The sequence below is a fragment of the Dyella sp. genome (assembly GCF_035508675.1).
In the GTDB taxonomy this organism is placed as follows: Bacteria; Pseudomonadota; Gammaproteobacteria; order Xanthomonadales; family Rhodanobacteraceae; genus Dyella_B.
In genome coordinates this window covers 1-13,919 of the sequence record NZ_DATJMN010000008.1, presented here as the reverse complement: position 1 = coordinate 13,919, position 13,919 = coordinate 1, and the positions used below count along the sequence as shown (strand labels likewise).

Annotated in this window: 17 protein-coding genes; 9 read left to right on the top strand and 8 right to left on the bottom strand. The window is 62.1% G+C overall.

What is annotated here, in order from left to right:
* Positions 1-43 precede the first annotated feature (43 nt).
* From phaR to VMA74_RS00290, 6 genes are all read right to left on the bottom strand, one after another.
* On the bottom strand, positions 44-550 hold the full coding sequence (phaR, locus tag VMA74_RS00315; RefSeq protein ID WP_325363654.1) for a polyhydroxyalkanoate synthesis repressor PhaR: 507 nt from the start codon (positions 548-550) through the stop codon (positions 44-46).
* 77 nt (positions 551-627) lie between these two features.
* Positions 628-2,184: a DHA2 family efflux MFS transporter permease subunit gene (locus VMA74_RS00310; protein ID WP_325363652.1), complete on the bottom strand. Its 1,557-nt coding sequence runs from the start codon at positions 2,182-2,184 to the stop codon at positions 628-630.
* A gap of 95 nt (positions 2,185-2,279) precedes the next feature.
* On the bottom strand, positions 2,280-3,464 hold the full coding sequence (locus VMA74_RS00305; RefSeq protein WP_325363650.1) for an HlyD family efflux transporter periplasmic adaptor subunit: 1,185 nt from the start codon (positions 3,462-3,464) through the stop codon (positions 2,280-2,282).
* 2 nt (positions 3,465-3,466) lie between these two features.
* Positions 3,467-5,002: an efflux transporter outer membrane subunit gene (locus tag VMA74_RS00300; protein ID WP_325363648.1), complete on the bottom strand. Its 1,536-nt coding sequence runs from the start codon at positions 5,000-5,002 to the stop codon at positions 3,467-3,469.
* The gene (locus VMA74_RS00295) at positions 4,999-5,496 is read right to left on the bottom strand and encodes a MarR family transcriptional regulator (RefSeq protein WP_325363646.1); all 498 of its coding nucleotides are present in this window, start codon (positions 5,494-5,496) and stop codon (positions 4,999-5,001) included. Before VMA74_RS00295 ends, VMA74_RS00300 begins: the two co-directional genes overlap by 4 nt.
* 146 nt (positions 5,497-5,642) lie before the next feature.
* Positions 5,643-6,410, bottom strand: coding sequence for a TatD family hydrolase (locus tag VMA74_RS00290; RefSeq protein ID WP_325363735.1), 768 nt, complete (start codon positions 6,408-6,410; stop codon positions 5,643-5,645).
* Positions 6,411-6,553: 143 nt separating this feature from the next.
* Between VMA74_RS00290 and VMA74_RS00285 the strand changes: the two genes are divergently transcribed.
* Positions 6,554-7,024 (top strand): glycine zipper 2TM domain-containing protein, encoded by a 471-nt coding sequence (locus VMA74_RS00285; protein ID WP_325363644.1) that lies wholly within the window; start codon positions 6,554-6,556, stop codon positions 7,022-7,024.
* An 81-nt stretch (positions 7,025-7,105) separates the two neighbouring features.
* Here the strand turns inward: VMA74_RS00285 and VMA74_RS00280 are convergent, their stop codons facing one another.
* Positions 7,106-7,540, bottom strand: coding sequence for a cell wall hydrolase (locus tag VMA74_RS00280; RefSeq protein ID WP_325363642.1), 435 nt, complete (start codon positions 7,538-7,540; stop codon positions 7,106-7,108).
* A 443-nt stretch (positions 7,541-7,983) separates the two neighbouring features.
* The gene (locus VMA74_RS00275; protein ID WP_325363640.1) at positions 7,984-8,787 is read right to left on the bottom strand and encodes a folate-binding protein; all 804 of its coding nucleotides are present in this window, start codon (positions 8,785-8,787) and stop codon (positions 7,984-7,986) included.
* Positions 8,788-8,934: 147 nt separating this feature from the next.
* On the opposite strand from VMA74_RS00275, the gene VMA74_RS00270 reads away from it, so the two are divergent.
* The 8 genes from VMA74_RS00270 to VMA74_RS00235 all read left to right on the top strand — a co-directional run.
* Positions 8,935-9,102, top strand: a complete 168-nt coding sequence (locus VMA74_RS00270) for a DUF1674 domain-containing protein (protein ID WP_325363639.1) — start codon at positions 8,935-8,937, stop codon at positions 9,100-9,102.
* A gap of 102 nt (positions 9,103-9,204) precedes the next feature.
* Positions 9,205-9,600: a succinate dehydrogenase, cytochrome b556 subunit gene (sdhC, locus tag VMA74_RS00265; RefSeq protein ID WP_325363637.1), complete on the top strand. Its 396-nt coding sequence runs from the start codon at positions 9,205-9,207 to the stop codon at positions 9,598-9,600.
* A complete protein-coding gene (gene sdhD / locus VMA74_RS00260; RefSeq protein WP_325363635.1) occupies positions 9,597-9,992 on the top strand; it encodes a succinate dehydrogenase, hydrophobic membrane anchor protein in 396 nt (131 codons plus the stop codon). The genes sdhC and sdhD overlap by 4 nt, the downstream gene beginning before the upstream one ends.
* 5 nt (positions 9,993-9,997) lie before the next feature.
* Positions 9,998-11,785 carry a succinate dehydrogenase flavoprotein subunit gene (gene sdhA / locus VMA74_RS00255; RefSeq protein ID WP_325363633.1) on the top strand — a complete coding sequence of 596 codons (1,788 nt, stop codon included), beginning with the start codon at positions 9,998-10,000 and terminating at the stop codon, positions 11,783-11,785.
* 15 nt (positions 11,786-11,800) lie between these two features.
* Entirely contained in the window at positions 11,801-12,583 is a 783-nt protein-coding gene (locus VMA74_RS00250; RefSeq protein WP_325363632.1) for a succinate dehydrogenase iron-sulfur subunit, read from the top strand.
* 106 nt (positions 12,584-12,689) lie between these two features.
* A complete protein-coding gene (locus tag VMA74_RS00245; RefSeq protein ID WP_325363630.1) occupies positions 12,690-12,938 on the top strand; it encodes a succinate dehydrogenase assembly factor 2 in 249 nt (82 codons plus the stop codon).
* Positions 12,910-13,341, top strand: coding sequence for a protein YgfX (locus tag VMA74_RS00240; protein ID WP_325363628.1), 432 nt, complete (start codon positions 12,910-12,912; stop codon positions 13,339-13,341). Before VMA74_RS00245 ends, VMA74_RS00240 begins: the two co-directional genes overlap by 29 nt.
* A 97-nt stretch (positions 13,342-13,438) precedes the next feature.
* On the top strand, positions 13,439-13,919 hold a 481-nt coding region (locus VMA74_RS00235; protein ID WP_325363626.1), incomplete at its 3' end, for an ABC transporter permease.

Here is a 13,919-nt window from a genome sequence, read left to right as displayed (position 1 = left end):
CGGCAGCACGTGTTGTGCTGCAGCGGCAGCGTGCCCGAGAAGATCAGGGTTTCTTGGTGGTGGTGCCGCCGCGGCCGGCTTGGCCGGGGGCCGGCGTGGCGGCCTGCGAGGCGGCATCCATGAAGCCCCGCTGCATGTTCTTCCACGCATCCATGTTGCGTTCCGTCAGCTCGTTCAACAGCGCCCACGGGGTTTGCCCCATCATGCTGTTGAGCTGGTTGCGGAACTGCTGCTGCTGGTCGAGGAACACTTGCAGGCTGCGCTCCAGGTACGGTCCCATGAATCCCTGCAGGGAATCGCCGTAGAAACGAATGATGTGGCTCAGGAGCTGGGGCGACAGCATCGGCTGGCCCTTCTCTTCGTGCTCGGAAATGATTTGCAGCAGCACGGAGCGGGTCAGGTCCTCGCCGCTTTTGGCGTCGCGGACCTCGAAGGTTTCACCATCCAGAACCAGCTGGCGGACCTCTTCCAGCGTGATGTAGCTGGAGATCTCCGTATCGTAGAGCCGACGGTTCGGGTACTTCTTGATGATGCGGATTGTTTGTGCCATGCACACAAACTAGCAGAAGGTATTGCGTCGCACCAGTCAGGGTTTACCTTTTTATGCTGCACGATCGAGTGCAGCAATCAATGCCCCGCCGAACCACCACCCGTGCTGCCGAACGGCGGCCGAGCGAACCAGAGCACCGGCAGCAGCACGATGAACAGAATGGCGCAGCCGTAGAAAATGTCGTTAACCGCCAGGGTATAGCCCTCCCGGTTGATGATTTGATCGATATAAGCGATGCGTTGCGTTGCCCCGAAACCCATCTGCGAAAGTTGCTGCAGATACTGCGCAGCACCGGGCTGGGCCGGATTAACGTACTCGGTGAGGCTGGCGTGGTGAGAAATAGCCCGGTGCTGCCACAGCGTCACCATCACGGCCGTGGACACGCTGGAACCGAGCGTACGGAAGAAGTTGGACAGTCCCGATGCGCTGGCGATTTCCGAGGCAGGCAAGCCCGAGAGATAGATCTGGTTGAGCGGGATGAAGAAACAGGGAATCGCCAGCCCCATCACGAAGCGCGGCACCACCAGCGTGGCGAAGGAAGCACTGCTGTCGAAGGTGGAAAACCAGTACGAGGTCGCCGCGAACACGATGAACGACCAGCTCACCAGTAAACGCAGGTCGACCTTGCTCATGTTCCGACCAACGATCGGCGAGAGCAGGAAGGCCAATACGCCCACCGGCGCGGCGGCCAATCCGGCCCAGGTGGCGGTGTAACCCAGCGTGGTCTGCAGCCACAGCGGAAACACCACGTTGATGCCGAAGAAGGCGAACATGCCCAGCGAGAGGCTGAGCACGCCCACGGTGAAATTGCGCTGCTTGAACAGGCTCAGATCGATCACCGGATGTTTGGCGTGGATTTCCCACACCACCAGGAAGGTGAGGCACACCAGTGCGATCAGGCCCAGGGTGAGGATCAGCGGCGAGGCGAACCAGTCATGATCGTTGCCGTTGTCCAGCATGAACTGCAGGCAGCCCACGCCGGCCACCAGCAACACCAGGCCCACGATGTCGATCGGCGCCTTCATCGTTTTGGTTTCGCGCTTGTGCAGCAGCGTCCAAGTGATGATGCCGGCCAGGATGCCTACCGGCAGGTTGATGTAGAAAATCCACGGCCAGGAGAGATTGTCGGTAATCCAGCCGCCCAGGATCGGCCCGAAGATCGGCGCCACCACCACCGTCATCGCCCACATGGCCAGTGCGATGCCTTGTTTTTCCTTCGGGTAGCTCGATAGCAGCAAGGTCAGCGAAAGCGCCACCATCGGGCCGGAACCGGCGCCCTGCATCAGGCGCCCGAACACTAGCATCGGCATGCTGGTGGACAGGCCGCAGAACATGGAAAAGATCACGAACAGCGTGACCGATGTGACAAAGGTGCGCACTTCGCCGAAGCGGCGCGCCACCCACCCGGTCAGCGGCTGCATGATGGCGCTGGCCAGCGAATAGGAGCTGATTGCCCAGGTGCCTTCGTTCGGGCTCACCGCCAAGCTGCCGGCGATGTGCGGCACCGAGACGTTGACGATGGTCATGTCCAGCACCTCCATGAAGGTGCTGAACGCAACGGCGATGGTCAGCAGGACCAGCGGCGTTCCGTGCAGTGGTTTCAGGGGTGGGGCGTTGTCGGGTGTGGCAGCCATGATGGCCTCGCGGTCTTGCTTTCCAGGTCCGCATCCCCGCGTGCGCGGGAACGAGGGCAATCAGCGTTACGGACGTAGCAGCGGATGCCTTGGCATCACTCCCCAAGATTGGCGCGAATGATCTTCTCCGCCTCGGTATCGGCCTGAGCGGCGACGTGGTCATACACCGAGGTTTCTGCCGGCGGTTGCGCGGGTGCGGAAGCAAGCGCCGGGCCCTGGTCGTTGCTGATGTCGACCGTCACGTCGGTCGAGAGCCCGACGCGCAGCGGATGCTTGTCCAGCTCGTCGTTGTTGAGCGCGATACGTACCGGCACGCGCTGTACCACCTTGATCCAGTTGCCGGTGGCGTTCTGCGCCGGCAACAGCGAAAACACACTGCCTGTGCCTGCTCCAAGGCCGATCACCTTGCCGTGGTATTCGACGCTGCCGCCGTACAAGTCTGTGGTGATCTTCACCGGCTGGCCGATACGGATATGGCGCAGCTGGTTTTCCTTGAAGTTCGCATCGATCCACAGATCGTGCAGCGGCACGATGGTCATCAGTTGCTGGCCGGGAGAGATGCTGGCGCCGAGTTGCACGCTGCGCTGCGCAACGTAACCGCTCACCGGTGCCACAATCGTATTGCGCTGCGCGGCAATCCAGCTAGCACGGAAGTTAGCACGTGCCTGCATTACAGCCGGGTTGTTGGCGACGTCGGTGCCTTCCACAGCAGCGCGTGCCGATTGCGCCTGCGCCTTCGCAGCATTCAGCGCGGCTTGCGCTTGTGCCACGCTGTCGCGCATGTGCTGCACGATTTCCGGCGATTCGGCCTGGGCGGCCACCAGTGGCAGATGGCGCTTCAGATCGGCTTCTGCCTTGCGCAGATCGACTTCACGCGCCGCTACGGTGGCATCCGCTTCGTTGACCGAGTCGTTCTGCTGGCGAACCTGGCGCACTGCTTGCGCCAGCGCGCTGCTGGTCTGGCGCAGGCGCACGTCGGCATCGGTGGGGTCAAGTTTTACGAGCACTTGTCCGGCGGTGACGTGTTGCGTGTCATCGGTAAGGATGGCGATGACAGTGCCGGGAACTTGTGAGGAAAGCGCGACCTGATTGCCGCCCACGTACGCATTGTCGGTGCTCTCGCGGGTCGAAAATACGAAGAACCACAGCAGGAACCAGGCCAATCCGGCGAGCACGAAAACAAGCGCCACGATCAGCAGCGCGCGGCTGCGCTTGGCGGGATTCTTCGCGGCCAGGCCGCTGTCGTTGGCGTCCTTGAGGGTGGACTCGGCGGCGCTCATGGTCAGGGGGCTCCTGCGGGATTCGAAGTGGGGGAGGAAGCGGCGGCGGATTGCACGGCCTTGCTGTCGATGTCGGAGCGGTAGCCGCCGCCCAGCGCCTTGATCAACGCCAGATCGGTACTGATCGCCTGCGCCTGCAGGCTGATGGCCTGGTCACGCTGTTGCAGTAGCTGCGCCTGGGCGTTGAGGCTTTGGCGTGCATCCTGAGTGCCGCGTGCGGTGCGTGCCTGCGCGTTGGCCAGCAGTGCCTTGTCGGCTTTTATCTGCGCGGCCTGCTTTTCGCGGCGCGCGGCAATCTGCTGTGCGGTGACGGCTTGCGTGGCGACGTCGCGCGCGGCGTCCGTCACCGCTACGTTGTAATCCGCGATGGCGGCATCGAGCTGGGCGCGGCTGGCGCCATAGTTCGCCTTCAGCCGGCCGCCTTCGAAAATCGGCAGATGTACTGCGGGCGTGATGCCGAACACGCGGCTACCGGCGGTGAACAGATTGCCCAGATCGCCCTTGCTGCCGGTGGTAAGGCCCCCGAAGCTCGGTGCGCCCTGGTCCGTGCTGGAAAGGCCTGCCATCGCCTTGATGCTGAAGTCGGGGAAATAATCCGCGCGCGCTACATCGGTCTGTTTGAGCGCGGCTTCCACGCGCCAGCGGCTGGCGGCGATGTCGGGGCGGCGGGCGATCAGGTCCAGGTGCGCGTTATCGGGAATCGCGCCTTCGAGTTCGGGCAGTGCGCGTGGTTCCAGTGGCGGCAATTGCGCCGGCGATACGTTCACCAGGGCGGCGAGCACCACCTTGCGCAGTTGGATCGAGCCTTCCAGCGTGGCTTGCATTTGCTGTGTACTGGCAAGCTGCGCGCGCGCCTGTTGGACGGTATCGGGCAGGTCCACGCCTTGTCGTACGCGCAGTTCGGCAATGTGCAGCAGGCGCTGTTGCACGCCGACTGCCTGCCGCGTGAGTGCGAGACGGTTTTCATCGGCCAGCAGGCCGAAATACGCGTCCGCCACAGCGTTCTGAATGGTGAGCATGGCGGCGCTGCGTTCCGCTTCGGCGGCATGCGCCTGATCGAGCGCGGCCTCGATCGCGGCGCGCTTCTTGCCCCACCAGTCGAAATCGTATTCGAGCTGCACACTCAGGTCGGCCTGGTTGTACCAGTTGAAACCGAGCAGGGATGGGGGGATCAACCCATGGTCGCTCATGCGCTGGCGCGTAAGCTGGCCGTTGGCGTCGATGGTAAGGCCAGCTTGCGCTGCGGCGACGCGCACCGATTGTTCGGCGGTTTTCACGCGCGTCCGTGCCTGCTCCAGGTCGGGCGACTGCTGCATGACCAGCGCCATCACCCGGTCGAGCTGTGGATCGTGGTACACGCGCCACCATTCGGCGGCGGGCCACTCCGCGCCTGCGGTGGTCGGCAAGCCGGCTAACGGCACGTCGTCACGCAGGACAGGATGCTGCACTTTGGTCGGGATATGGCAGCCGGCAAGACTCAGTACGGCCATCAGCACAAGTGGACGGAGCCGTGCATACGGAAAGGATGAAGCGTTCATGGCGAATCACCCGCTACGTGTTCGAGGTTGCTGAGGTTGTGCGCCAGCTTGCGCAGCAGTCGGTTCAAGGTGCTGCGCTCGCTCTGGGTGAAGCCGTCGAAGAGCAGTTTCAGGCGCGGCAGCATGGCCGGCAGCATCTTCTGCACGAAGCGCTTGCCAGCTGGCGTGATCTGCATGACGACGCGGCGGCGGTCCTCGACGCTGGGGCCGCGCGTGATGAGTCCGCGTTTGACCAGCGCGTTGGCAATACGCGTCATGTTGGTGACGCCCAGCGAGGTGAATTGGCACACCTCGCTGGGCGTGGAAGCGCCGCCGGGGTGCGCAAATATCGCAATAAGCGTGCGGAATTCGCTGTCGTTGAGCTTGTGCGGGCGCAGCTTGTGTTCGAGTTCCGCCTGCAGGCGTTCGGCGATCAGCAGCATGATCCGGCACAGCCCGACGTCGGCCGGTACCTCGGGCATGGCTTTGCGCACGCCGGCGATGCCCTCGTCCATGCACTTGATTTTGTCGCTCAGAAACATTTCATCGGTGCATATTTCACTGGTGAAATAAAATGATGCGTTGCAATCTGGGTTATTGCAAGTGCCAGGGGTACGCATTTTGCACACTGCGCCACCATCTCTGGTGGTGGCTATCGCGGTCAGGCGATGGCGAATAGCCGCTTTACGTTTGCTGTCGTGGCGGCAGCGACCGTTTCAGGCGCTTCGCCGCGCAAGGCGGCAACGCATTGGAGAACCTCCGCAACGCGTGCCGGTTCGTTGCGCTCGCCACGGTGGGTCGACAGCGGCTGGTCGGGTGCGTCGCTCTCGAGCAACAGGTATTCGATCGGCATGTTGGCGACGATGCGCCGCAAGCGCTGGGCGCGTTGGTAAGTCACCGGGGCGCCGATGCCGATATGAAAGCCAAGCTTCCACAATTGCTCGGCCTGCTGCTGGCTGCCGGCAAAGCTGTGCACGACACCACGCAAGCCGCCGATGCGTCGCAGGGTGGAGGTGACTTCGTCCATCGCTGCGCGCGCATGCAGGATGACGGGGAGATCAAACGCCTTCGCCAACTGGAGCTGTTGCAGAAAATAATGGTGCTGATCCTCGGCGCTGAGTTCTTTGGCATGAAAATCAAGGCCGATTTCGCCCACCGCGACAGGATGCTGCGCCGTAAGCCAATGCGACAGCATCGCGATATGTTCCGGCCGATGCTGGTGCATGAACAGGGGGTGCAGGCCATAGGCGGGGAACAGTCCGCTGCCTGCAGTACACAACCCCTGGATGCGCGGCCAACTGGCGGCGTCGACACCGGGGATCACTTGCAGTGTTACGCCAGCATTACGGGCGCGCTCGATGGTGGCGTCGCGATCGCTGTCGAACGAGGCGTCATCCAGGTGCACGTGGCTGTCGGCAAGCGTAAGCATGGCTGTCATGATGCGTTATCCTGGGGCTGTTCTGATAGACGCGAAACGGTCTAGCCGTCATTCAGCGTATGGGCGCTTCAATGCGCCACATCAAGTCTCGCCGGGCGGCGCGCTTGCGCACATCAAATACACAGGAGGTCGTCATGAGAAATAAATCATTCAAATTCGGTGCGGTGGCGGCAGTGCTGATCGCCGTGGCGGCTTTGTCGGGCTGCCAGACGCAGCCGACCACCTATCAGACGAGCTACGGTTATCGTGGTTGCCAGAACTGCGGTGTGGTGCAGCAGGTGCAGCAGATCTACATCCAGCAGCAGGGTAGCAACAACAGTGGCCTGGGTACGGTGATCGGTGCGGTGGCTGGCGGCCTGCTGGGCAGTACCATCGGTCATGGGCGCGGCAATACGGCGGCCATCGTGGGCGGTGCGGTCGTCGGCGGCGTGGTGGGTAACAAAGTCGGCCAGGCGAATAGCCAGCCTGCCGGTACGACGCCGGCTTGGCAGATCGTGGTGCGCATGGATAACGGCCAGTACGCCACGGTGACCCAGGTTGCCAATCCGGGTGTTCGGCCCGGCGATTATGTGGTGATCAGCAACAATCAGGTTTACCCGCGCTGATTTTTTTCAAATGGACGTCTGGACGTCCAAAAGAAAAAAAGGCCCTCTTTCGAGGGCCTTTTTTATGCTTTTGCGTACGTGTCAGTTGATCGAGTAGAACTTGTGGTCGCCGATCGTAATGGCGCGCTGGTTGCGTGACCAGTTCGGCGCCACCGAGACCGTGGCGAAGTGGTCCGCGTGCGGTACGAACAGGCGGCGTTCGTCGACGGGAAGGCCCCAGTTCTGGATCGACTTGCCGGCGATGTCCCAGGCTTTCTGGAACGCTACGACATTATCGATTTCCTGGTTGGGCGACGTGGTCGATAGCGCGAATTGATGCGGCGCCTTGACCACTTCGCACACCGTACCACCCCACTGACCGCGTTCGCGCCGGCGCATGGCGACTTCCGCCACGGCCATTTGACCGACCGTCGACTGGCTACGTGCTTCCAGGTAGACGGTGGTTGCCAGACAAGTCTGGTCTGCGAGCGGTTGGGGCAGTACGGACATTAGCCACAACAACATGGAAAGTTTCATATCTGCCTCCAGCTTGCTGTACGTGCTGGCACACATGCGTGCCAAAACGCCGTTGCGATGGACGGGCGGGCAGGCCGTTCCATCTGGATCTATCGCTTGCGTCGAAACTCGAGGCGCAAACGCTTGTTAACCGCTGTAACGCGGTGGAATCGATCGACATGTCCGATGTCGACCGGGAAAGCTTTCGGCTATTTACGCTGCGTGCATAAGGCACCTGATGCAGCGTGTTCGCGCATACGGCGAGTTGTACTCCGGCATTCTTCTTGCCGGGTCGCGCCGATCCGGACCCCTCCGGTTCGTCGCGTATGTCGGTACCCTGTGGGCTGGTGGGTGCCGGAAAAAGTTTGGCGGAATCTAGTGGGCCGCGGTCGTCTTTGCAAGTGCCAGCGCAGCGAGATTCACACTACGCTCACCATGCTGGCATAGCAAGCATGATGTAAACGTCAAGCTGGCCAAGTATTTAGCAGTCGCACGGCAACGCCTTCATCACTCACGATATGTCCATCATGTTGTCCGAATTGTTCAGCCGTTTCGTCAGTCATGACAGCCAAAGCTTCCACTTGGTCTTCGTGTGCGATGACGTCAAGTAAACGCATGAACTCGCGATGCTCGCGTTCAATCGATAAACCGTCTTCTGCGTGCTTCGACAGCGCAACATGATGCAGATGCCGTTTGTTTCCGCCGCGATAGTGCAAGCGCGCAACGATTTCCTGTCCGGGGTAACAACCTTTGTCGAGTGCGACGGCACCAAGACGATGCAGCGATAAAGAAGGCGGAAGCCATTCGTTCAATGCGCTGTTTGGAAGCCATGCCCAGCCTTCGCGCAATTGTTGCAATTGCCATGCGTCGTCAACTTGCAGGTTGGTGCCGAACAGCATGGTATGCGTTCCGCATCCAAGACAAATGACATCGTCGCGCATGTCGACTTCGTGCAAGGGTGTGGCCGTGGTGCCTGAAAGCAATCCTTCCAGGATAGAAAGCTTGATGCGCGAACGAAACACGAAGCGGCGCAATGCTTCGACAAAATCGATTGCATTGCCCCCGCGTAAAATCACCAGCAAACGGTCTTCGCCGATGCGTGCAAGATGAAACAGATTGCGCACGCGCCCTTGTGCATCGAGCCAGCTGCTGAATTGCCAGCGCCGGTTTGCCAGCGCGGTGACCTGGCTGGTGAACTGGCTGTGTGCGAACGCGATGGCGTCCGGGCCTTCGATGACAATGGCGTGGGCGGAATGATATGTCGGCATGCGCGTTGGAGTGGGGGTGGCAGGGACTTGATGCAAGTGGTTCGCAAGCACCTGTCTTGCCTATCTTGCTTGCCTGCAACGCCCGGCGCCCGGCGTCAACTGGTTGTGCCGCTATGCGGCAAGTATTACGCTTTTGACGATACGAACATGCCCGACACGTCCTCCAAACCCGCAACGCCGAACGAACCCGCCAAGCAAGAGCGGGCAGCAACGCCCGTTCCGCCCATGCCGGGCAAGGACCAAAACGAGCGGCCTGCGCCGGATCCCACGCGCTACGGCGATTGGGAAAAGAATGGGCGCTGCATCGACTTCTGATGCCGTTGCGCCATCCGCGCACGACATTGATGCCGGTGCGAAGCACAGGCAAGGGGGCGGTGGTAGTACGGGCATCAGCGATTCCACCCCAGGATAGCCGCCATGGCAGAGACGCAACGACCGGTTTCACCGCATCTACAGATATATAAGTGGCAAGTGCAGATGGTTACCTCCATCCTGCATCGCGCCACCGGCATTGCCCTGTCCGTGGGCGCTTTGATCCTCGTGTGGTGGCTGATTGCCCTGGCTGCCGGCGAAGACGCCTTCAACCAGTTCAAGGTCTGCATGGGCAGCCCCATCGGCATGGTCCTGCTGATCGGCTGGACCTGGTCGTTCTTCTATCACCTGTGCAACGGCATCCGTCACCTGGTGCAGGACGCGGGCGCCGGCTACGCCATCGTGCAGTTCGTGCGCTCCAGCTGGGGCGCGGTGATCGTCAGCTTGCTGCTTACGCTTATTGTTGTCGGCTACGCGCTGTCTGCCGGAGGTGCCGCATGAGTGCGAACGCGAAAGATTTACGCCATCCGCTGAAGCGGGCGCGGGGCCTGGGTTCGGCTCAGTCTGGCGTCGGGCACTGGTGGACCCAGCGCACGACCGCCACCGGCCTGGTGGTGCTAGGGCTGTGGTTCGTGGTGCTGGTGCTGGGTCATTTGCATAGCGACTACGCCACGATGCGCGCCACGGTGGCCAAGCCGTGGAATGCGGTGCTGCTGATCGCCTTTCTTTTCACTATGTTCTGGCACGCCGTGCTCGGCTTGCAGGTGGTGGTTGAAGACTATGTGCATACCCGCTGGAAGGAGATCTTCCTGCTGGTGGCCATCAAGTTTATCGCCGTGTTGAGCGTGCTGGCTGGCACGCTGGCCGTGCTGCGCGTCGCACTGGGAGCCTGAGCTCGATGGAAGCCTACAAAATTCAGCAGCACAAATATGACGTGATCGTGGTAGGCGCCGGTGGTGCCGGCCTGCGCGCCACGTTCGGCCTGGCCGAGAAGGGCCTGAAGGCCGCGTGCATTACCAAGGTGTTTCCAACTCGTTCGCATACCGTCGCTGCACAGGGCGGTATCGCCGCTGCGCTCGGCAACATGGGCGAGGACGACTGGCGCTTCCACTTCTACGACACCATCAAGGGGTCGGATTGGCTGGGCGACCAGGATGCGATCGAATACATGTGCCGTGAGGCCATTCCCTCGATCCTGGAACTGGAACATTACGGCGTGCCGTTCTCGCGTACCGACGACGGCCGCATCTACCAGCGCCCGTTCGGGGGCATGACCACGCACTACGGCAAGGGCACCGCCCAGCGCACCTGCGCCGCAGCGGACCGTACCGGCCACGCGATCCTGCACACGCTGTACCAACAGGCGCTGGCGCATGACGCCACCTTCTTCATTGAATACTTCGCCATCGACCTGATCTTCGACGAAGAAGGTGTATGCCGCGGCGTACTGGCGCTCGACATGAACGAGGGCACGCTGCATGTCTTCCGTGGCCAGGCCGTGGTGCTGGCTACCGGTGGCTACGGCCGTGCCTACTTCAGCGCCACGTCGGCGCACACCTGCACCGGCGACGGCGGCGGCATGGTGCTGCGCGCCGGCCTCGCGCTGCAGGATATGGAATTCGTGCAGTTCCATCCCACTGGCATCTACGGCGCCGGCTGCCTGATCACCGAAGGTGTGCGCGGCGAGGGTGGCTATCTCACCAACTCGAAGGGCGAGCGCTTCATGGAGCGCTACGCACCGAGTGCGAAGGACCTTGCCTCGCGCGACGTGGTCAGCCGCGCCATGACGGTGGAAATCCGCGAAGGCCGCGGCGTGGGCGAACACAAGGATCATGTGCATCTGAACCTGATGCACCTGGGGCCGGAAGTGATTCACGAGCGCCTGCCGGGCATCGCCGAATCCGCCCGCATCTTTGCCGGTGTCGACGTCACCAAGGAACCGATCCCGGTGCTGCCGACCGTGCACTACAACATGGGCGGCATCCCGACCAATTATCACGGCGAAGTCGTGCAGAAGAAGGGCGACGACGTCGATGCCGTGGTGCCGGGCCTGTTCGCCATCGGCGAGGCGGCCTGCGTGTCGGTGCATGGCGCCAATCGCCTCGGTTCCAACTCGCTGCTCGACCTGGTGGTGTTCGGCCGCGCGGTGGCGCATCGCTGCGCCGAAATCATCAAGCCGGGCGCCGCGCACAAGGACCTGCCGGCCAGCGCGCTGGACAAGGCGCTGGCGCGTTTCGACGGCCTGCGCAATGCCAGCGGCGGTACGCCTACGGCGAAGATCCGCCTGGACATGCAGCGCACCATGCAGCAAGACGCCGCCGTGTTCCGTACCGGCGAAACGCTGCAGGCCGGCTCGAAGAAGATCTCCGAGGTGTATGACTCCTTCAAGGACGTACGCGTCAGCGATCGCTCGATGGTGTGGAACTCCGACCTGATCGAAACGCTGGAGCTGTCCAACCTGCTCGGCCAGGCCGTGGCCACCATGCACTCGGCCGAGCAGCGCCAGGAAAGCCGCGGTGCGCATGCCCGCGAAGATTTCCCCGAGCGCGACGACCACACCTGGATGAAGCACAGCCTGGTGAAGGTCGACGAAGCAGGCAAGACCAGCTTTGATTTCCGTCCGGTGCATATGTACACGCTCACCGGCGATGTCGAAGTCGTGCCGCCCAAAAAGCGCGTCTATTAATCTGGAGAGGCAATCGTGGCCGAGTTCACGCTACCGAAGAATTCCAAGATCCAGCCGGGCAAGCACTATCCGGCGAAAGACGCGAAGAAACCGCGTACGTTCCGCATTTATCGCTGGTCACCGGACGATGGCCAGAACCCGCGCATCGATACCTATGAAGTCGATCTGGCCGCTTGCGGCCCGATGGTTCTGGACGCACTGCTGAAGATCAAGAACGAGATCGATCCCACCCTCACGCTGCGCCGTTCGTGCCGCGAAGGCATCTGCGGTTCGTGCGCGATGAACATCGACGGCACCAATACGCTGGCTTGTACCCGGTCCATCGAAGAATGTGCCTCGGGCGATGTGAAGATCTATCCACTGCCGCATATGCCAGTGGTGAAGGATCTGGTGCCAGACCTCACGCACTTCTACGCGCAGTTCGCTTCGATCCGTCCGTGGTTGCGCACACAGAGCGCGGCACCGGATCGCGAGCGCCTGCAATCGCCGGAAGACCGCAAGAAGCTCGATGGTCTGTACGAATGCATCTTGTGTGCCTGTTGTTCGACCAGTTGTCCGAGCTACTGGTGGAACGGCGATCGCTATCTTGGTCCTGCCGTCCTGCTGCAGGCCTATCGCTGGATCGTCGACTCGCGCGACGAAGACACCGGCACGCGCCTGGACGACCTGGAAGATCCGTTCAAGCTCTACCGCTGCCACACCATCATGAACTGCGCACGCACTTGCCCGAAGGGGTTGAACCCGGCGAAGGCGATTGCGGAGATCAAGAAGCTGCTGGTGGAGCGGCGCTCGGCCTGATCGGTCTCGCGTGATGGTCAGTCACATCGCCGTCATTCCCGCTTTCGCGGGAATGACGGCCTCGACCGGCAGGGTGCTGCGGTGGGCAAAGTGAAAGGTTCAATAGATGGATGAGGGCCGCCTCAAACGCCTGCGCTGGCGCACCCGCCGCGGCACCCGTGAACTGGATGCGCTTTTCGGCGGCTGGCTGGAAACCTCGTTCCCTGCGGCTGACGCCGCCCTGCAACAAGCCTTCGACGAATTGCTCGACGTGCAGGACCCGGACCTGTGGGACTGGGTGATGGGCTATGCCAGGCCGCTACGTGCTGACTGGCAGGCGATCATCGATGACATCCGCGCCCGCCATCGGCTTTGAATACCGGCCTTCGCGCTGGGTGCCGCGCCTGTTCGCGGGCATCACCGGCCTGGCGATGCTGGCCATAGTCCTATCCGGTTTGCCCTTGTTTGCCTGCATGGTGCTGTGCACGGCCTCGGCAGCGGCTTGCAGGTATGCCGTGGGCCGTTTGTCATTGCCGATCTACGCGGTGGGGTGGGCCAGCCAAAGTGGCTGGACGTTGCGAGGGCTGGACGGTGGGGACGAGGTGGCCAACCTGCTGTCTTTTCGAATCATCCGCCAGCTGGTGCTGCTTCGGTTGGCCAGCGGCCGCTACGGCAAGCTCACGCTCTGGCTGATGCCCGACAACCTCGATGCGGATACCCGGCGACGCCTGCGCATGCGCTTGGCCGTCATGCGCGAAGCCGCCGAGGAACCGGCCTGACAGTTGCCGCCTTGTCGCGCTTCGGGCACTCTGCGCGCGCGGCGCGGTCTCACGGATTCCTACGGCCTCCCGCCCATTCCCCACAAGCGAAGCCTCCATGTTCCGACCGCTCGAGCTTTTCATCGGCCTGCGCTACGTCCGTGCCAAGCGGCGCAATCAGTTCATCTCCTTCATCTCCACCGTATCCATCGTTTGCATCACCATCAGCGTAATGGCGCTGATCACGGTGATGTCGGTCATGAACGGCTTCGACTTTCAGCTGCGTTCGCGCATCCTGGGCGCCATTTCGGATGCCACCGTATCGGGCCTTCCGGGCGAACCGGTGCGGAACTGGCAGTACGCCATGCAGCAGGTGAAAGCCAATCCGCATGTGCGCGGCGCGGCGCCTTATGTGGAGATTCAGTCCTTCCTGCAAGGACAGCGCTCCAGCGGCGCGATCATTCGCGGCATCGACACAGCGCAAGAGCCGAACGTGTCGGACATCAACAAGCACATGATCGCTGGCTCGTTCGATTCGCTTACGCCGGATGGCTGGAACATCATTCTTGGAAAAGATCTCGCGCTGCAGCTCGGCGTCA